Source organism: Mycobacterium sp. (genome assembly GCF_965229105.1).
GTDB lineage: Bacteria > Actinomycetota > Actinomycetes > Mycobacteriales > Mycobacteriaceae > Mycobacterium.
Genome location: NZ_OZ245858.1, coordinates 1,862,549 through 1,881,121, shown reverse-complemented (window position 1 = coordinate 1,881,121; position 18,573 = coordinate 1,862,549). Strand labels below are relative to the sequence as shown.

The following is an 18,573-nucleotide window of genomic DNA, read 5'->3' as shown; positions in this document are numbered from 1 at the left end:
ATCGGACGGGCCACACCCTCGATTGCCCTGTCCTGCCACCACATCACTGGTCAAGTATCGGCACGGTGTCACAGTGTGGGCTCCGGGTCCTAGCGTGGGAGTCAGGCGGCGGTCAGATCGCAAGGTCGATTTGGCCCCACCGGGTTTGGGTTGGCTCTGGCTGCGCAGGCCAGCGGAATGAGTTCGCAGAGGGTGGGCTAGAACTTCACTGCAAGATTCCCGCGGACCAGACGTCGAACGCCCCAGAAGTAGGTGACCAATGGCATGGTGCACCACAAAAGGTTTAGGACCACGAACTTGATCCACATCTCCACCGGGCTGGTCATGCTCTGAAGGTTGTTGGCGATCTCGACCCCGAAATAGACCGCTGGCAGAGTGACCTCGACGATCATCCCGCCCATGATGAAGGAAAGCTGAGTGCTGGTGAACTGCTTACCGTTGCGGAAGAACTGCACCATCGCATAGGCCTCGAAGAGGCCGATGAAGAAGGCGATCCACTCAAGAACGACGATCAGTGGATCGCCGTTGAGGTAACGTGCGTCGCCTCCCAGCAGGATGGGCGACCACATGTACGTCCAGAGCGCGCCACTCTCGACACCGGCTCTGATTTGGTCAAAGAGTAAGAGCCACGGTAGTTCCCAAATGAATCGTGGTATCAGGGCGATGAAGACCCACACAATGATCATCGCACCGAGTCGTTCCGATTTCGTGCGGTCCCGCTGACCCGGAAGCGGTAGCCATGGCAGCGCGAGCGCGGTCAGGAAGCAGCCCACGACCAAGACGACCAATGTCGTGGAGGCGACGACGTGGGACACCCCGACATGAAATTCGAGATACCAGAACACCACGTGGATGACGAAGAAGAACGCCAGAACACCAAAGAGCGATTTCTGTAGCGCCGACAGCCCCGGCTTCCCCGATGAGGGTTCTTGTGTGTTGGTGGCGCCGATGGTCTCCGTCATCGGTCACACCTCTGCGCACCCACGGGAGACATTGGGCGGGACAACCGGTTTGACCTCTGCACACCACATAGCATTGCACATGCCATGTTTTGCTGGCAAGAGCCACAATCTTTCTATTTTGAAGATCGGCACACACCGATCCGATGAGCTCGCGCCGGCGCCCGTGTCCTAAAGTGCTGTTGATGAGCGGATGCGGCGATCAGGGCGGACTGCGACGGTGACGGCGCGCAACCGTACGACGCCGCGCCGTCCGAGCACTGGCCGCCAAGAGCGTGGCGATCGGACCCGTGAACTGCTAATCGACGAGACAGTCCGGTGCATCCGGGAAGAAGGGTTTTCGGCTGCCAGTGCCCGGCACATCATCGAACGCGCCGGGGTGAGCTGGGGTGTCATCCAGCATCACTTTGGGGACCGCGACGGCTTGTTGAGCGCGGTAATCGATGACGCCATGGAGCGCTTGATCGCAACGCTCAAAGCTCTGTCCGATCCTGCTCAGGTCAGCGACACCGAGGATTTGGTGCGGGCCTCATGGGAGGCGTTCGCCAACCCCAAGGCAATGGCGGGGTTGGAGATTCTCATCTCCACCAAAGAGTTGCGCCAACAGCTCGACGCACGACAGGTGGAACGTCTAGGCGTTGCCCTCGTGGGCCTGGTTGAGCGAGTGACCGGCGACGGCGAGCATGGGGTCGCATTGGGGATGTTGATCTGGACGACCCCGGTCGCGATGATGATCGCCGAGCTTTTTGCAACGCTCCCGGTAAGCGTGAGTGAGGCACAGAAGGCGATCACTGACCTGATCGATCATCACCGCTGACAATGTCAAAGTTCCTGCTGGAGTACATCTTTCGATGCGATCGTACTGACCCAGGACCCGCCCCCTCGCCACACTGAATCGCACACCAACTGCGGATCGTCATGTGGGGGACGCGCCCGACGCGCCGTCCACAAGCCAGTGTCATGGCGTGGATGCTCCGCCGACTAGCCCGATAAATTGAAGTTGCCGTCGGAGCCGTACACGGCCAGCGAGATGAGTAAGGTGACCGAGACGGATCTGCGCCAGGTCCCGATTGCCGTCATCGCAGTATGGCTCTGAGACGCCAGCGCGGCGTTCACACTGTCCGTGTACGCCTACAGCCAGGGCAACGCGCTCAAAGCTACCGCAGGCACTTTTTGCTCGGATTGAGACAATTCGTGACACCGAGATCGGTTCGCACGGTTGTCGCTTGGCCTCCAAAACGCCTTTACCAGCACTTTCTCGGTGCCCCCAGTCGGACTCGAACCGACACTGTGCGGATTTTAAGTCCGCTGCCTCTGCCAATTGGGCTATGGGGGCCAGCCGGCGAGATCGACGGCGTCACGACGGTTGAGTATCGCGCACTCACCACTAACAGCACGCAGGTGGGCCGTTCCTATCACCGAGGACTCGCTGCCAGCCGTGGTGCCGCGATTGTTCATCCCCTATCCGACCGATCGAGGGGCCCGACGCCGCATGCAGCGACAGCCAAAATCGGCCCTCAGAGCGCCGTAGAGCCCCGAAGTCCGGCCAAAGAGGCCATGGCGGTGGATAACGAGCCAGAAGGCTCTGTGCGGCACGTCGGCATACTGCGCGATATCTGTGATGGTCGCCACACGAAGGGCGCTTATTTCTGCCAGAGTTCTCTTAAGAACGCCGTTTGGCCGCTCCACCACAGAGGATGCTGAGACGATTAGTGAAACTCCACGGTAACCGCTATATTTCAACAGTCTGAACAGCGTTGCACAGCACCATATTTGGCACCTATTTCGTAGCTGCGGTCATTTAAGTTACCAAAAGTGATGCAAACCACAGATTTTGAGAACCTCCAGAATCCGTTGTTAGTGTCCGGCAACATGATTGATATCGCGACACTGCTGACCCTGATCAGTCAGGTTCAGGGGACGCCGTACATCACCGGTGGCGACTCCCCGCACGGAACCGATTGCTCCGGATTGGCCTCCTGGGTCTCCAACGCCGCCACCGGTCGGCCCGTTTACGGCGACAGGTTCCACACCGCCAACGAAGCCGCTGCGCTGCGGGCTCGTGGTTTCCAAGACGGCACCGCACCAAACGCCCTGGTCATCGGGTGGAACAGCGGCCACACCGCCGTCACGCTGCCCGACGGCACGCCCGTTTCCAGCGGCGAGGGCGGCGGCGTGAAAATCGGTGGCGGTGGCGCATACCAGCCGCAGTTCACCCATCACATGTATCTGCCGATGCCCGAGGACGGCATGAATCAGGATCCTGGCGTGGTCCCGGTCGACATCATGAATCCCGAATTGCCGCCCCCACCAGTCGATCCCGGCTTGCCGCCGGCACCCATGGATCCGATGATCGTCGACGCCGACGCGCAACTCCCGCCGCCGCCTGCCGATGTTCCACCGCCGGCTGATGCCCCGGTGATCGTCAACGCGGACAACGCGGGAGTGCCTGCGCCGCTGGGTGATCCGAATATGCCCCCGCAAGCCATCTAGTTCGTCACATCCCGCCGCAGCCGGGCCAACTACTGCGATCGAGCGCCGAGCGTGATGTCCACGCTCGGCGCTCGCGCATTCTGCGCCGAAAACGTGCGCGCGCTGTAAAGATCCGACTCCTCCCCGTATGGATCGCGTTTGGGGCATAGCCGTCGCCCTCACACCGGGTGTCACATCGATGTGTCAGGACCTCACGACGACCAGCCGGTCGTCCCGAGGCCCAACCGCCGATCAGGAGGGCCCGTCGTGGCTGATCTCGCTCAAATCCTCGTGATGTTGGCCGCTCCGGCCACCGTGCTGCTGGGCATCCGCCATCTGAACCGCCGCGGGGATCGTCTGTACACCCAGAGCAATGGGGCGAATCAGCACGCCGTGCGCGGAGGGTAACAACCCTAGGCGCGCGCCACCGGTGTTCGTTATTAAGGCGAACGCGGTGTTGAACTCGGCGGCCGAGGTCACCCCCGATGTCACCACTGTGCAGAAGTAGTTCTGCACCAACAGAATTCATATATCAAGACGCAGACGCCGGTCGCTGACGTAGCTGAATGCCTACCCCCAGTGCGGCCGGCCTTGTCGTATTCCTGTACGCGGCAGCACCGCCTGGTCGCTACGACGTGGACCTCATCTTGTGACCTAGGGCTCTATCAAACCGACGCGCTGCGGGGCCAAGGTGCAAGGAGGCCGTAAATGTGGCGGGCCCAGGTGTAAGGAAACCGTCAATGCCCTGCTGAGGTGGTCTTTTGCGGTCATAGATTTCGTTGGTTGTTCCAGTCACTGAAATGGAGACGTAAATGGCTGTCGTGGTCTACATCGTGCTGACCATCGCGATCTTCGCGCTGCTCGGCCTGACACAGAAGTTGGTCGAGCGGCTGTGAGTTTCGAAAACACCGTCGGGCTGGCGTTGGCCGTGCTCGTCGCACTCTTCTTAGTTGCCGCTCTGCTGTTCCCTGAAAGGTTCTAGTGAACACGACGACCGCGGGGATCCTCTTCCTCGCACTCCTGATCCTGGCGCTCGCGGCTGTCCATGTGCCGTTGGGCGACTACATGTTCCGCGTGTACACCGGCACCAAAGACTCCAGAGCCGAAAAGGTGATCTACAAGGCTATCGGCGTCGATTCGAAGGCAGAGCAGACGTGGGGCGCGTACGCCCGTAGCGTGCTGGCGTTCTCGGCGGTCAGCATCGTGTTCTTGTTCATCTTCCAACTGGTACAGGGCAAGCTGCCCCTGCATCTCAACGATCCCGCGACCCCGATGACGCCCGCGCTCGCGTGGAACACCGCCATCAGCTTCGTCACCAACACCAACTGGCAGGCCTACTCGGGCGAATCCACCCAGGGCCACCTGGTGCAGATGGCCGGGCTGACGGTGCAGAACTTCGTCTCCGCAGCCGTGGGGATGGCAGTGGCAGTCGCCCTGGTCCGCGGCTTCGTCAGGGTTCGCAGCGGTGAGCTGGGGAACTTCTGGGTCGACCTGGTCCGTGGCACGATCCGCATCCTGCTCCCGTTCGCGTTCATCGCGGCGATCATCCTGCTGACCGGTGGCGCAATCCAGAACTTCCACCTGCACGACCAGGTGGTCAACACCATCACCGGCGCTCAGCAGACGATCACCGGCGGGCCCGTCGCGAGCCAGGAGGCGATCAAGGAACTCGGCACCAACGGCGGCGGCTTCTACAACGCCAACTCGTCGCATCCGTTCGAGAACCCCACGACCTGGACGAACTGGATCGAGATCTTCCTTCTGCTGGTCATCAGTTTCTCGCTGCCCCGCACCTTCGGCCGGATGGTCGACAGTAAGAAGCAGGGCTACGCGATCGTCGCGGTGATGGCAATCATTGCGACCTTCAGCGTCACATTGATGATGCAGTTCCAGCTGCAGCACCACGGCACGGTTCCCACCGCGATCGGCTCAGCGATGGAAGGCGTCGAACAACGTTTCGGTGTAGCCAATTCCGCGGTGTTCGCCGACGCGACGACGCTGACCTCAACCGGTGCGGTCAACTCGTTCCACGACTCCTACACCAGCCTCGGCGGCATGATGACGCTGTTCAACATGCAGCTCGGCGAGGTCGCGCCCGGCGGCACCGGCTCCGGGTTGTACGGCATGCTGATCCTGGCGATCATCACGGTGTTCGTCGCCGGCCTGATGGTCGGGCGCACCCCCGAATACCTCGGCAAGAAGATCAACCCCCGCGAAATCAAGCTCGCCGCAGCGTATTTCCTGGTCACCCCGCTGATTGTGTTGACAGGCACCGCAATCGCGATGGCCATGCCCGGCCAGCGGGCCAGCATGCTCAACACCGGACCGCATGGTTTGTCCGAGGTGCTCTACGCGTTCACCTCGGCGGCCAATAACAACGGGTCGGCGTTCGCGGGGATTTCGGTCAACACCGAGTGGTACAACACCGCTCTCGGACTGTCCATGGTCTTCGGTCGCTTCCTGCCCATGATTCTCGTTCTCGCCCTGGCCGGCTCGCTAGCCAAACAGGGCAGGACCCCGGAGTCCATCGGCACGCTGCCCACCCACCGACCACAGTTCGTCGGCATGGTTGCCGGCGTGACGGTGATCCTCGTCGCGCTCACCTTCCTGCCCGTGCTCGCACTCGGGCCCCTTGCTGAAGGAATTCACTGAAAATGACTGTGTCCATGATTGATTCAACAACTCGACAGAACGACGACGAGCACCCCAAGGCGCGCGTCCAGGGCGGCCTGCTCGATCCCAAGATGCTGCTGCGCTCGGTGCCGGATGCACTGCGCAAGCTCGACCCACGCACATTGTGGCGCAACCCGGTGATGTTCATCGTCGAGATCGGCGCGGTGTGGTCGACCGTGCTGGCGATCACCAGCCCCACCTGGTTCGCCTGGCTGACCGTCTTCTGGCTCTGGCTGACGGTGCTGTTCGCCAACCTGGCCGAAGCCGTCGCCGAAGGCCGCGGTAAAGCCCAGGCCGAAACGCTGCGCAAGGCCAAGACAGACATGATGGCGCGGCGCCTCACCGACTGGACACCGGGCGTGGTAGGCGCCGAAGAAGAGGTCGCCGCCCCGCAACTCCAGCAGGGCGAATACGTGGTCGTCGAGGCCGGTCAGACCATTCCTGGCGACGGTGACGTGGTGGAAGGCATTGCCTCAGTGGATGAATCGGCGATCACCGGCGAATCCGCCCCGGTGATCCGCGAGTCCGGCGGTGACCGCTCAGCGGTCACCGGTGGCACGACAGTGCTCAGCGACCGCATCGTCGTGAAGATCACCCAGAAGCCCGGAGAGAGCTTCATCGACCGGATGATCGCGCTCGTCGAGGGTGCCAACCGGCAGAAGACGCCCAACGAGATCGCCCTGAACATTCTGTTGGCAGCACTGACCATCATCTTCGTCTTCGCGGTGGCCACCCTGCAGCCGTTGGCGATCTTCTCCAAGGCCAACAACCCCGGTGTGCCCGACACCCAGGCGCTGGACGGCAACGGTGTCACCGGCATCGTCATGGTGGCGCTGCTGGTGTGCTTGATCCCGACCACGATCGGCGCGCTGCTCTCGGCGATCGGCATCGCCGGCATGGACCGGCTGGTGCAGCGCAACGTGTTGGCCATGTCAGGGCGTGCGGTCGAGGCCGCGGGCGACGTGAACACGCTGCTGCTCGACAAGACCGGCACCATCACCCTCGGTAACCGACAGGCCTCGGATTTCCTTCCCGTGCCTGGTGTTACGCCCGAGCAGCTCGCTGACGCCGCCCAACTGTCCAGCCTGTCCGACGAGACCCCCGAGGGCCGCTCCATCGTCGTCTACGCCAAACAGACCTACGGGCTGCGGGCCAGGACGCCCGGCGAGCTCACCGGTGCCCATTGGGTGGAATTCACCGCCACCACCCGGATGTCCGGCGTTGACCTCGAAGACGGCCAACAGTTGCGTAAGGGAGCCGCCACCTCGGTGGCCGATTGGGTACGCGCCCAGGGCGGAATCGTTCCCCCGGAGCTCGGCAATATCGTCGACGGGATCTCCGCGGCAGGCGGCACCCCGCTGGTGGTGGGACATGTCATCGACGGCACAGCATCGGTGCTCGGCGTGATTCACCTCAAGGACGTCGTCAAGCAGGGTATGCGTGAGCGCTTCGACGAGATGCGCAGGATGGGCATCCGCACGGTGATGATCACCGGCGATAATCCGTTGACCGCCAAGGCCATTGCCGACGAGGCCGGTGTCGACGACTTCCTCGCCGAAGCCACCCCCGAGGACAAGCTCGCGCTGATCAAACGCGAACAGGAGGGCGGCAAGCTCGTTGCGATGACCGGTGACGGCACCAATGACGCTCCGGCGCTGGCGCAGGCCGACGTGGGCGTGGCGATGAACACCGGAACGTCGGCAGCCAAGGAGGCCGGCAACATGGTCGACCTCGACTCGGACCCGACCAAGCTGATCGAGATCGTCGAGATCGGCAAGCAGTTGCTCATCACCCGCGGGGCACTGACGACGTTCTCGATCGCCAACGACATCGCGAAGTACTTCGCCATCATTCCGGCGATGTTCGTGGCGCTGTTCCCCGGCCTGGACATGCTGAACGTCATGCGGTTACACAGCCCGGAGTCGGCGATCCTGTCCGCGGTGATCTTCAACGCGATCATCATCATCGCGCTGATCCCCCTGTCACTGCGCGGGGTGCGATATACGCCGAGCAGCGCATCAAAATTGTTGAGCCGCAACCTCTATGTGTACGGACTTGGTGGCATCATCGCCCCGTTCGTCGGGATCAAGCTCATCGACCTGGTAGTCCAACTCTTCCCCGGGATGTCCTGATTATGAAGATTTCCAACCTGATTCGCCTGCACTGGGCGGCGATCCGCGCACTGCTGGTCCTCACGGTGATCACCGGCATCGCCTATCCGCTGGTGGTTTTGGCCATCGCGCAAATCCCCGGCCTGCACGATAACGCCGAGGGGTCGATTGTCACCGTCGACGGCAAGCCAGTGGGTAGTCGCCTGATCGGCCAGTCGTTCACCGACGCCGACGGGAATGCGCTGCCGCAGTACTTCCAGAGCCGGCCTTCCGCGGCCGGAGACGGTTACGACCCGCTCTCCACGAGCGCGAGCAACCTCGGGCCGGAGAGCGTCGTCGACACACTCGCCGATCCTGCCCTGCCCGCAGATGACAACGGGTACAAGGCAAGCCTGCTCACTCTGGTGTGCTCACGAAGCGCGGCCATCGGCCAGCGCGAGGGCGTGAGTGGGTCGCGGCCCTTCTGCACTGGTGACGGTGTCGGTGCGGTGCTGTCGGTGATCGGCCCGCGCGACGCCCGTGGCAACGTCGCGGCTCCGACCCGGGTGATCAGTGTCAACGAACCGTGCTCGACGACCAAGGTTCCGTTCCTGGCGACCTACGAGGGTGTCCGGGTGGAATGTGCGAAGTTCGGCGACGACTACTCGCTGGGTCAGATTGTGCCGGTACAGGGTGCCGCGCCCGCCGACCCCGCCGTGCCGGCCGATGCCGTCACCGCCAGCGGTAGCGGACTCGATCCGAACATCTCGGTTGCCTATGCGAATTTGCAGGTCGACCGGGTAGCCAAGGCCCGCGGTGTCAGCGTCGCCGATATCCAGAATGCCGTCGGCGACAACACCACCGGTCGCGCGCTGGGCTTCATGGGCGAGCCCGTGGTCAATGTTCTGGAGCTCAACCTCGAACTCGACCAGAAGTACTCCGCGAAAAGCTGACTGCGGCAGTGGATGATGAGCGGGTGAGTACGACCACGCAGCACGGCGCCAAGCGAGGCGAGCTGCGGATCTACCTGGGTGCCGCGCCGGGTGTCGGGAAGACATTCGCGATGCTCGGCGAGGCGCACCGCAGGTTGGAGCGGGGCACCGATCTGGTTGGTGCGGTGATCGAGACGCACGGTCGGGAGAAGACCGCGGAGCGGCTCGCCGGCATCGAAATGGTGCCCTCGCGCTACATCGAGTACCGGGGCAGTCGGTTCCCCGAACTTGATGTGCCTGCGGTTCTGGCCCGTAACCCCGAGGTGGTGCTGGTCGACGAACTCGCCCACACCAACACCCCCGGCAGCAAGAACCCCAAACGTTGGCAGGATGTCGAGGAGCTGCTTGAGGCAGGCATCTCGGTCATCTCGACCGTCAACGTCCAGCACCTGGAGAGCCTCAACGACGTCGTCGCGCAGATCACCGGTATCGAACAGCAGGAAACCGTCCCTGACACGGTGGTCCGCGGCGCGGCTCAGATTGAACTTGTCGATATCACTCCAGAAGCGTTGCAGCGCAGACTGTCCCACGGAAACGTCTACGCTCCCGAGCGGATCGATGCGGCGCTGTCCAACTATTTCCGGCGAGGAAACCTCACCGCGCTACGGGAACTTGCCCTGCTGTGGCTCGCCGACCAGGTCGATGCCGCACTGGCGAAGTACCGGGCCGAGAACAAGATCACCGCAACATGGGAGGCGCGCGAACGCGTTGTCGTCGCCGTGACCGGCGGCCCAGAGTCGGAGACGTTGGTGCGCCGCGCTTTCCGCATCGCATCGAAGTCCAGCGCCGAGCTGATGGTGGTGCACGTCGTCCGCGGTGATGGCCTGGCCGGCGTATCAGCACCTCAGATGGGCAAGGTTCGCGAACTGGTAGCCAGCCTGGATGCGACGCTGCACACCGTCGTCGGCGACGACGTCCCCGCGGCGCTGCTCGACTTCGCCCGCGAGATGAACGCCACCCAGCTGGTGCTCGGGACGTCGCGGCGCTCGCGCTGGGCACGGATCTTCGACGAGGGAATCGGCGCAGCGACGGTGCAGCACTCGGGCAAGATCGACGTGCACATGGTGACCCATGAGCAGACCAAACCGGGATTCACCTGGGCATCCCTGTCCCCGCGGCACCGACACTTGGCCTCATGGCTGGCCGCCATCGTGGTGCCGACGGCCATCTGCGCGGTGACCGTTCTGCTGCTCGACAAGTTCCTGGGCATCGGGGGCGAAAGCGCCGTGTTCTTCGTCGGCGTGCTGATCGTCGCCTTGCTCGGCGGTGTCGCCCCGGCGGCATTGTCGGCGGTGTTCTCCGGGCTGTTGCTGAACTACTTCCTGGTCGAACCCCGCCACACCTTCACCATCGCCGAGCCCGACAGCGCCATCACCATCGTGGTGCTACTGGCGGTGGCGGTGGCGGTCGCCGCACTGGTCGACGGCGCTGCCAGTCGATCGCGGGAAGCGCGGCGCGCCTCCCAGGAGGCCGAGCTGCTCGCCCTGTTCGCCGGATCGGTGCTGCGGGGCGGTGACCTGGCCACCCTGCTGGAACGGGTCAGGGAGACCTACTCACAACGCGCCGTCAGCCTGCTGAAAGAAGGGACCGGGATAGTGGCCTGCGTGGGTACCGACCCGTGTGTCCAGGTCGATAGCGCAGACACTGCCATCGAAGTGGGCGACGACCAATTCTGGATGTTGTTGGCGGGCAAGAAACTCGCGGCCCGCGATCGACGAGTGCTCTCTGCTGTCGCCAAACAAGCGGCGGGACTGGTCAAACAACGCGAATTGACCGAGGAGGCGGCCAAGGCCGAGGCAATCGCCCAGGCCGACGAGCTGCGTCGGTCGTTGCTCTCGGCGGTAAGCCACGACTTGCGGACCCCACTGGCCGCCGCGAAAGCCGCGGTGTCCAGCCTGCGCAGCGACGATATCGGCTTCTCCCCCGAGGACACCGCCGAACTGCTGGCCACCGTCGAGGAGTCGATCGACCAGCTGACCGCACTCGTCGGCAATCTCCTGGATTCCTCACGGCTGGCAGCAGGGGTGGTGAAACCTCAATTGCGCCGCGTGTACCTCGAGGAGGTCGTGCAACGGGCGTTGCTCGGAATCAGCAGGGGCAGCGGCATTTCGGGCGACGTCGGGTTCGACCGGGTCAAAGTGGAAGTCGGCGACGCTGTCGCGATGGCCGATATCGGGCTGCTGGAACGCGTGCTGGTCAACCTGATCGACAACGCGTTGCGCTATGCACCCGACAGCCCGATCCGGGTCAACGCCGGAAAGGTGGGCGACCGGGTGCTGATCGCGGTCGTCGACGAGGGCCCCGGCGTCAAACGGGGTACCGAGGAGCAGATGTTCGAACCGTTCCAACGACTCGGAGACCACGACAACACCAGCGGAGTCGGCTTGGGCCTGTCGGTGGCCCGCGGGTTCGTAGAAGCGATGGGAGGCACCATCTCCGCCTCCGGCACTCCTGGCGGCGGCCTGACCGTGGTCGTCGACCTGGCCGCTCCCCCCGAGGAGGGTGCGTCGTGAAGGAGCCCAAGATCAAGGTGCTGGTGATCGACGACGAACCGCAGATTCTGCGCGCTCTGCGGATCAACCTGTCGGTCCGCGGCTACGACGTCACCACCGCGGCCACCGGTGCGGGCGCACTGCGCGCCGCCGCCGAGCACCCACCCGATGTGGTCGTGCTCGACCTCGGTCTGCCGGATATGTCCGGGATCGACGTACTGGGCGGGTTGCGGGGTTGGCTGACGGCGCCCGTCATCGTGCTCTCGGCCAGGACCGACTCCTCGGACAAGGTCGAGGCGCTCGATGCCGGCGCCGACGACTACGTGACCAAACCGTTCGGGATGGACGAGTTCCTGGCCCGGCTGCGGGCGGCGGTCCGACGCGGCGCGGCAGCCTCCGACACCGACCAGCCGGTGATCGAAACATCCTCGTTCACTGTCGATTTGGCGGCCAAGAAGGTGACCAAGAACGGCGTCGAGGTGCACCTGACCCCCACCGAATGGGGCATGTTGGAGATGCTGGTCCGCAACCGCGGCAAGCTGGTCGGCCGCGAGGAGTTACTCAAAGAGGTGTGGGGTCCGGCGTATGCCAAGGAGACACATTATCTGCGGGTGTACCTGGCCCAACTGCGCCGCAAGCTCGAGGCCGACCCGTCGCACCCGAAACATCTGCTGACCGAAGCCGGCATGGGATACCGCTTCCAGGAATGACGCGGCGATCGGCCCCCGCCGATGACGGGGGCCGATCGGCGCATCAGTTAGTCCTGGCTGCCAGACGAAGCTGACTTGCCGGCCTTCGCCGACGACCCGCTCTTCTTCACCCCCGGCTTGGCCGCACCATGAGTGCCCTTGACCCCCGAAGCGGCTGGGCTGGACGATGATTCGGCCGACGTGCCCGTCGAACTGGAATCCGTGCCACCGGCGTCCGACCCGGAATTGGTACCCTCCGTCGGCGCCGGGCTATCCGAGGATCCGCCCTGCGTGCTCGTCGTCGAATCAGCCGCAGCAGCAGCCGCAGCCGCGTCATCTGTCGTGCTCTTCACCGATGGCGATTTGGTGGCACCGCTGGCCGGAGCCGAGCTGACAACCTCCGGCGGTGCGACCGCAAGAGTGACCGTCTTGGTCGCGGTGGGCACCGTCGCCACCGCACTGGTAACCGCGGCCGCGGTCGGCGGGGTGGCCCCGAGCGCCTCGGCAATCGTTTCCCGCAGCGCAATCAGGCTCGCGATCGGTCCACTGGCCAAGAAACCGAAGTCGGGGCTATACGGCGTCAGGATGCCCGCGGCGGGAAGAAGTCCGAGCACTGTGCCGTAACCGTTGAGGACGCCGTCCACCAGATTCGCAGGCGCGTTGACCAGTGCATTGATCACAGCACCCGCGTCGCCGGCGACGGCGCCGTCGACCACGTCCTGCGTGGTCTGGACGATGACGTTCACCGCCGAGAGCAGCGGGAAGGTCATGGGCAGAGCCACCGCGAACACGGCGTTGGGGAGGGTGGCGAAGGCCTTGGCGAAATTGTTCACCACGTTGACCAGCGGAACCAACGCGTCAGACCCGACCTGGAGGGCCGCCAGCACCAGCGGGATCACGACGCTGTTGTTCACCGTCGCCACCGCCCCGGCGATATCACCGGCCTGAAGCTGGCCCGCCGCGGTCTGCACGACGCCGGGCACACTTTCCACGATCTGGGTGACCGTCTGAAGGTTGGTCTGCAGGCTGTTACCGAATGCTGTGGCACTGGCGAGCTGGTTGGCAATGATCTGAGCCAGGATCGGAGCAGGGTTGTCGATGACCTGCTGGCCGATCGCCCCAACGTTTGCTGTTGTCGTCTCGAGCACCTGGAACCAGCGCTCGAGCGGGTTCACCGCAGCGCTGAGCTGAACGTTGACGGACGTGACCGCTCGCTGCACCGCCGAAACGTCGGGCATCGGGGGTGCCAGCGGGGAAACTGCGATGACGCCCGCCCCTAGAAGTGCGACACCTGCGGTGGCATACGGGCGAACAGCTGCGTGCATGAACTCTCCTTGAGTGATTCTGACCCCTGAATGACAGAAGATAGAGCATCGAACTGGGCACGCGGTTGCGATTTGTAAAGATAAAAATCCTCTCGATCTGGCGCTCGATAGCTGGTCTATACCGTGGCCGCCCGGATGAACGTGCCTGTTCAAGACATTTTTGGCCATGTTCTGGGGCCCGCGAGAGATAGCTATGAGCGCGTCGCCTCGTCCCGTTTCCGTGTCGTGACCTTACTGACGGGTAACATCGGGCAATTTGCTGGGCGACAGGGCTAACTTACTTTTGAGTAGCCTGAGTGGCCTTTTCCATCGCCGACGGGATTTGCGCGTGCATGTCACTGTCCGGTGCGCACACCCCGAGAGCGAGAAGTTTGCAGGCGCAAATTGTCTTCCGCTAACCCGGTTCATCGCCCCGTCGGCACGACGCCCTCTGCGGAGTTTGCCAGCCGCGGAATATTGGTCTGCGCGGCAGCCGGGCGGAGTGCACCGCCGTCTACGCTTCGACCATGAAAATTGGTGTGGTCTTCCCGCAGACCGAACTCGGCGGTGACGTGGCAGCGGTCCGGACCTACGCGACAGAAGTCGAACGGCTCGGGTATGCCCATCTGCTGGCCTACGACCATGTCGTCGGCGCCGACCCGGAGGTCCATCAGGGCTGGAAGGGTCCCTATGACGTGCACACCACATTTCACGAACCGTTCGTGATGTTCGGCTATCTCGCGGCGATCACGTCCTTGGAACTGGTCACCGGCATCATCATCCTGCCGCAGCGCCAAACCGTGCTGGTCGCGAAACAGGCGGCCGAGGTGGACCTCCTGACGGGTGGAAACTTCCGGCTCGGGATCGGATTAGGTTGGAATGCAGTCGAATACGAAGCCCTGGGGATGGACTTCACCACTCGCGGCAAGCGCAGCGAGGAACAGGTCGAGCTCATGCGACGGCTGTGGACCGAGCAGACCGTCAGCCACGACGGGCCCAGCGAAAAGGTGACCGGCGCCGGCCTGGCACCGCTACCCGTGCAACGACCGATCCCGGTGTGGTTCGGCGTTGCCTCGGAGCGGGCCTTCAAACGCGCCGGCCGGCTCGCCGACGGGTGGTTCCCGATGGTCAATCCCGGCCCGGACCTCGACGCCGCGAAGGCTGTCGTCGACGCCGCGGCAGTCGGTGCCGGACGTGACCCGGCCGCCATCGGCATGGAGGGCCGGGTCGCCTGGCGCAACGGTGGCCTGGACGGCCTCCTGCCCGAAGTTGAGCAGTGGCGCGCAGCGGGCGCGACGCATCTTTCGCTCGACACGATGCGGGCCGGATTCACCACGCTCGACGAGCACCTCAGTGCGCTCGGCACGTTCGCTTCCGCAGTTTTGTAAATCTGCAGTTTTGTGACTTTTGGTTTTGCCGTAACGCCGCGCGTTGCCGGCATACAGTCCTACCGTCGAAGCAGCCTGATACCAATCGCAAGGAGATGGTCTGTGATGCGAGTAGTAGAAGTCGTGAAGCACACCGGTGGCTGTAACTGTCGCTGTAACGCCTGCGACGGCGGCCACCACTGCCACAACATCGGGAGTGGCTGCAAGATAAAACCCTGAGTAGGAGCGCGCCGACGGGTTAGGTCCGCGGCGCGTGGGGTATGCCCGCTGAATCTGCGGAGTCGTCAATACGCGGCTGCTGCGAGGAGGCGGAGATGACTACCAAACCGACCCGGCCGAGACGCCGTTTGTACACCGGCCTCCTGGCTGTGCAGAGCGCTGTCATCGTCGTCGCGGCGGCACTGTTTCTGGTGGGGGTGCTGGGCTTCGTTCCCGGAATAACAGCTCAGCTGGATGCGCTGCAGCTCGCCGGGCATCGTTCGGGCGCCAGACTATTCGACGTCTTCCAGGTGTCGGTGCTGCTCAATCTCGTTCACATCGCGCTCGCCATCGTGGGCTTGCTTCTTGTGCGCACCTACGCCAGATCCCGGGCCTATCTCCTTGGTGCCGGCGCGTTTTTCCTCGGGCTCTGGGTGTGGGGACTGCTCGTTCACCGCGACAGCAGCGCCAACCTGCTGCCGGTGAACAACGCCGACAACTGGCTGCACCTGGGCTTCGGCGTGACGATGATCGTGCTGGCCCTGACGCTGGCGGGCGCCCGGGTGCCGACCGGTGCGGGCGGCGAAATCCTGGTCCTGCCCGATGAGTTGGATCAGCAGCCGCCGCCCAGCACCGATTTGAGATAGCCGGCGCTCTGGTAGCCGTACATCCAGGCCCACTCGGTCACCGAGAGCCCCGACGGGGCCGCCGACATGATCAGTGCCCCGTCGAAACACTTCTCCATGATGTAACGGGCGCGGGAGATGTGGGGTGGATAGGCCACCACGATCACTGTCCGCCAACGCTTTTCGGTAGCGAGTCGGCGTAACTCACGGGCCTCGCCCAAGGTGGTGCGCGGATCAGGGACAAAGCAGTCGACGGTGAAGCCGGGATAGGTGGCATTGCAGGCCTTGGTCAGCTGCCGGTCCGGGTCGGAGACCACCAGGTGCGGTGCCCAGCCGTGGCGCGCCAGCTCGAATCCATAGCGATACCGGGGGGCGGGGTCAGCACCGCCGACGATCAGGATCGCATCGGCCTTGCGCAGCGCATCGATCTGCGGCCGGACGAACACCGGGTATCCGAGCATGACGACGGTCGCGACCACCAGGGCGGCTGCGGCAAGAACACCGCCTACCCGCGCCGAGATCGACACTGTGAGTTTGGGCGTACTAGTGGACGGGGTCGGCGAGTGAGAGCGCGATGCCGTCGAGGATGTCGTGCTCGCTGACCGTCAGCGTATCGATACCGGCCCGGTCACCCAGTGCAGCCGCCAGCTCTTCGACGACGATCGCGCCGCCACCGATCACGTCGACCCGACCCTCGTGCATGGGGCCGAGCGCGGCGCGCTGCTTGCGCGTCATACCGATCAACTGTGCACACACCGGCAGCAGGTCGTCGAACCGGACCCGCGACAGGTGAATCGCCTCGGAGTCGTAGGTGGTCATGTTCTGCGCCAGCGCGGCGATGGTCGTGAAGGTGCCCGCCACCCCCACCCAGGTGTGCGCGCGTTCGACGGCCACCACCCGCAGCGCCTCCCCCAGCCTTTCCCGCACCACAGCACGGGCCGCGGCCACCTCGTCGGCGGTCGGCGGATCGGTATGCAGGCACCGTTCGGTCAGCCGGACGCAGCCGATATCGGCTGAGAACGCGGCGTGTACGCCTTCGATATTGCCCAGCACCAGCTCGGTCGACCCGCCACCGAGATCGACAACCACGAAAGGTGCTCCCGCGGAATCCAATTCACCGACCGCGCCGCGGAACGACAGCGCCGCCTCCTCGTGACCGGTGATCACCTCGGCGACCGCACCCGGCACCACCGAGCCGAGCACCTCGGCCGTCATCGCAAAAAAGTCATCACGGTTGCCGGCATCGCGGGTGGCCGATGTCGCAACCATCCGGACCCGCGAAACACCATGCACCACAAGAAGATCTGCGTACGCACTCAATGCTTCCCTGGTGCGTGCGATCGCATCAGGCGCGAGCTGACCCGTCGCATCCACGCCCTGGCCCAGCCGCACGATGCGCATCTCGCGGTGCACGTCACGCACCTGGCCGTTCTCGACGTCGGCGATCAGCAGTCGGATCGAATTCGTTCCGCAGTCGACGGCAGCAACTCGTGTCATACCCACTCTTCCCGCACCAGAATTCCGGCCATCCCAGGCTCCTGCGCCAAGATTGCCAACGCTTCGTCTCCGAACGGGTTGACGCCGCGCCCCTTGGCCAGGGAATGCGCGATCAGCACATGCAGGCATTTGACCCGGTCGGGCATTCCGCCGCCGGTGAACGTCGTGCCCATCGGTTCGATAGCGTCACGCTCGGCCAGGTAGTCCTCGTGCGCCCGGCGGTAAGCGGCGGCCAGCTCCGGGTCCAGCGCCAGCCGTTCGGTCATCTCCTTCATCAGCCCCGAGGACTCCAGGCGGCTCGCCGCCGCGGTCAGCGCAGGCAGCGTCAGGTAGTACAGGGTCGGAAAAGGTGTTCCGTCAGGGAGTTTCGGCGCCGTCTTCACCACAGCGGGGGTGCCGTTCGGACAGCGGTAGGCGATCTCGAGCACACCGCGGGGGACACGACCGAGCTGCTGGGCTACCGCGTCGAGATCGGCGGGATCAACCACCGGGCTGTCCCGGTGGGGGCGGATCCACCGGCGGTGCGGGTGGCGCCGGCTCGGGTGGCAACAGGACGGGAGCCGGCGCACCGTGCGGGTCGTCGGCGATGGTCTTCCACAGCGAGGTGTACCAGGGATCAGTGCTGACCGTGGCGGCGGGCTGATCCCCCGGCGTCGGGGGCAAGGCCTCCGACGGCGGCAGCTGCACCTGATACGGAATATCGCCGGGCATCACAAAACCCAGCCGCTCACGCGCCTGCGCGGCGATGAACACCGGATCGGCCAGCTTCACCTTCTGCTCTTCGAGTTCCGCGATCTGACTGCGCAGCGACGACTCGGTGGCCGCCAGCTGCTTCATCTCGGTGCGCTGGGCGAAAAAGGTCCGGACCGGTCCTGCGATCGTCAGCGTCAGGACGCAGACCACCGCCGCCAGGATCGCCGCCCGCCGCGCCGTGAAACCCAGCCGCTGTTCGGACTGCTGCTCGGCCTGTTCGGCGATGGCCGCCGAGATCGACTGTAAAACTGATTCAGTCGGCTCGACGTCGACCTCGTCGGGAGCCTCCGTCCCCGACGCAGCCGAAACATCTTTGCGCGGCTCCCGGCCGGTGACGGCCGACGGCTTGACCGCCTTTCGCGGTCGCCCCTTGGCCTCGCCGGCCCGGCCTGGTCGGGACGTCGGGGATCGTCGTTCCCGTTTCGCGTCAGACATCTAAC

General features: G+C 64.3%; 17 protein-coding genes and 1 tRNA gene. 11 read left to right on the top strand and 7 right to left on the bottom strand.

Annotated elements, in window-relative coordinates; all coding sequences use genetic code 11:
* Positions 1–197 precede the first annotated feature (197 nt).
* Positions 198–962, bottom strand: coding sequence for a hypothetical protein (locus tag ADBZ9O_RS09115; protein ID WP_526530424.1), 765 nt, complete (start codon positions 960–962; stop codon positions 198–200).
* 217 nt (positions 963–1,179) lie between these two features.
* Here ADBZ9O_RS09115 and ADBZ9O_RS09110 point away from each other — a divergent pair, with 217 nt between their 5' ends.
* Positions 1,180–1,776, top strand: a complete 597-nt coding sequence (locus ADBZ9O_RS09110) for a TetR/AcrR family transcriptional regulator (protein WP_526530422.1) — start codon at positions 1,180–1,182, stop codon at positions 1,774–1,776.
* Between the two features lie 445 nt (positions 1,777–2,221).
* On the opposite strand, the gene ADBZ9O_RS09105 is transcribed toward ADBZ9O_RS09110, so the two are convergent.
* Positions 2,222–2,295: transfer RNA gene (locus ADBZ9O_RS09105), tRNA-Leu, on the bottom strand.
* Positions 2,296–2,774: 479 nt separating this feature from the next.
* Here ADBZ9O_RS09105 and ADBZ9O_RS09100 point away from each other — a divergent pair.
* The 8 genes from ADBZ9O_RS09100 to ADBZ9O_RS09065 all read left to right on the top strand — a co-directional run bounded on the left by ADBZ9O_RS09100 (position 2,775) and on the right by ADBZ9O_RS09065 (position 12,388).
* Positions 2,775–3,452, top strand: coding sequence for a peptidoglycan endopeptidase (locus tag ADBZ9O_RS09100; RefSeq protein WP_526530420.1), 678 nt, complete (start codon positions 2,775–2,777; stop codon positions 3,450–3,452).
* Positions 3,453–3,698: 246 nt separating this feature from the next.
* Positions 3,699–3,839, top strand: a complete 141-nt coding sequence (locus tag ADBZ9O_RS09095; protein ID WP_526530418.1) for a hypothetical protein — start codon at positions 3,699–3,701, stop codon at positions 3,837–3,839.
* Between the two features lie 484 nt (positions 3,840–4,323).
* A complete protein-coding gene (locus ADBZ9O_RS09090) occupies positions 4,324–4,413 on the top strand; it encodes a potassium-transporting ATPase subunit F (protein WP_526530416.1) in 90 nt (29 codons plus the stop codon).
* Positions 4,413–6,083 carry a potassium-transporting ATPase subunit KdpA gene (gene kdpA, locus ADBZ9O_RS09085; RefSeq protein ID WP_526530414.1) on the top strand — a complete coding sequence of 557 codons (1,671 nt, stop codon included), beginning with the start codon at positions 4,413–4,415 and terminating at the stop codon, positions 6,081–6,083. The genes ADBZ9O_RS09090 and kdpA overlap by 1 nt, the downstream gene beginning before the upstream one ends.
* Before the next feature lie 2 nt (positions 6,084–6,085).
* Positions 6,086–8,236, top strand: a complete 2,151-nt coding sequence (gene kdpB, locus ADBZ9O_RS09080) for a potassium-transporting ATPase subunit KdpB (protein WP_526530412.1) — start codon at positions 6,086–6,088, stop codon at positions 8,234–8,236.
* Positions 8,237–8,238: 2 nt separating this feature from the next.
* Positions 8,239–9,147, top strand: coding sequence for a potassium-transporting ATPase subunit C (locus tag ADBZ9O_RS09075; protein ID WP_526530410.1), 909 nt, complete (start codon positions 8,239–8,241; stop codon positions 9,145–9,147).
* Complete coding sequence (locus ADBZ9O_RS09070) at positions 9,144–11,699, top strand: DUF4118 domain-containing protein (protein ID WP_526532993.1); 2,556 nt, start codon at positions 9,144–9,146, stop codon at positions 11,697–11,699. The genes ADBZ9O_RS09075 and ADBZ9O_RS09070 overlap by 4 nt, the downstream gene beginning before the upstream one ends.
* Before the next feature lie 11 nt (positions 11,700–11,710).
* On the top strand, positions 11,711–12,388 hold the full coding sequence (locus ADBZ9O_RS09065; RefSeq protein WP_526532991.1) for a response regulator transcription factor: 678 nt from the start codon (positions 11,711–11,713) through the stop codon (positions 12,386–12,388).
* Positions 12,389–12,435: 47 nt separating this feature from the next.
* On the opposite strand, the gene ADBZ9O_RS09060 is transcribed toward ADBZ9O_RS09065, so the two are convergent.
* Positions 12,436–13,692, bottom strand: a complete 1,257-nt coding sequence (locus ADBZ9O_RS09060) for a hypothetical protein (RefSeq protein WP_526530408.1) — start codon at positions 13,690–13,692, stop codon at positions 12,436–12,438.
* Between the two features lie 506 nt (positions 13,693–14,198).
* Here ADBZ9O_RS09060 and ADBZ9O_RS09055 point away from each other — a divergent pair.
* Both ADBZ9O_RS09055 and ADBZ9O_RS09050 read left to right on the top strand, forming a co-directional pair.
* Positions 14,199–15,059 (top strand): LLM class F420-dependent oxidoreductase, encoded by an 861-nt coding sequence (locus ADBZ9O_RS09055; protein ID WP_526530406.1) that lies wholly within the window; start codon positions 14,199–14,201, stop codon positions 15,057–15,059.
* A gap of 314 nt (positions 15,060–15,373) precedes the next feature.
* Positions 15,374–15,904, top strand: coding sequence for a DUF4383 domain-containing protein (locus ADBZ9O_RS09050; protein ID WP_526530404.1), 531 nt, complete (start codon positions 15,374–15,376; stop codon positions 15,902–15,904).
* Here ADBZ9O_RS09050 and ADBZ9O_RS09045 read toward each other — a convergent pair.
* The 4 genes from ADBZ9O_RS09045 to ADBZ9O_RS09030 are packed head-to-tail and all read right to left on the bottom strand — an operon-like array spanning position 15,871 to position 18,568.
* Positions 15,871–16,410 carry a YdcF family protein gene (locus tag ADBZ9O_RS09045; RefSeq protein ID WP_526530402.1) on the bottom strand — a complete coding sequence of 180 codons (540 nt, stop codon included), beginning with the start codon at positions 16,408–16,410 and terminating at the stop codon, positions 15,871–15,873. The two genes, ADBZ9O_RS09050 and ADBZ9O_RS09045, sit on opposite strands and share 34 nt — an antisense overlap.
* Positions 16,411–16,426: 16 nt before the next feature.
* Positions 16,427–17,386: a Ppx/GppA phosphatase family protein gene (locus ADBZ9O_RS09040; RefSeq protein ID WP_526530400.1), complete on the bottom strand. Its 960-nt coding sequence runs from the start codon at positions 17,384–17,386 to the stop codon at positions 16,427–16,429.
* Entirely contained in the window at positions 17,377–17,868 is a 492-nt protein-coding gene (locus ADBZ9O_RS09035) for a DUF501 domain-containing protein (RefSeq protein ID WP_526530398.1), read from the bottom strand. Before ADBZ9O_RS09035 ends, ADBZ9O_RS09040 begins: the two co-directional genes overlap by 10 nt.
* Positions 17,861–18,568 (bottom strand): FtsB family cell division protein, encoded by a 708-nt coding sequence (locus ADBZ9O_RS09030; protein WP_526530396.1) that lies wholly within the window; start codon positions 18,566–18,568, stop codon positions 17,861–17,863. Before ADBZ9O_RS09030 ends, ADBZ9O_RS09035 begins: the two co-directional genes overlap by 8 nt.
* Positions 18,569–18,573 lie beyond the last annotated feature (5 nt).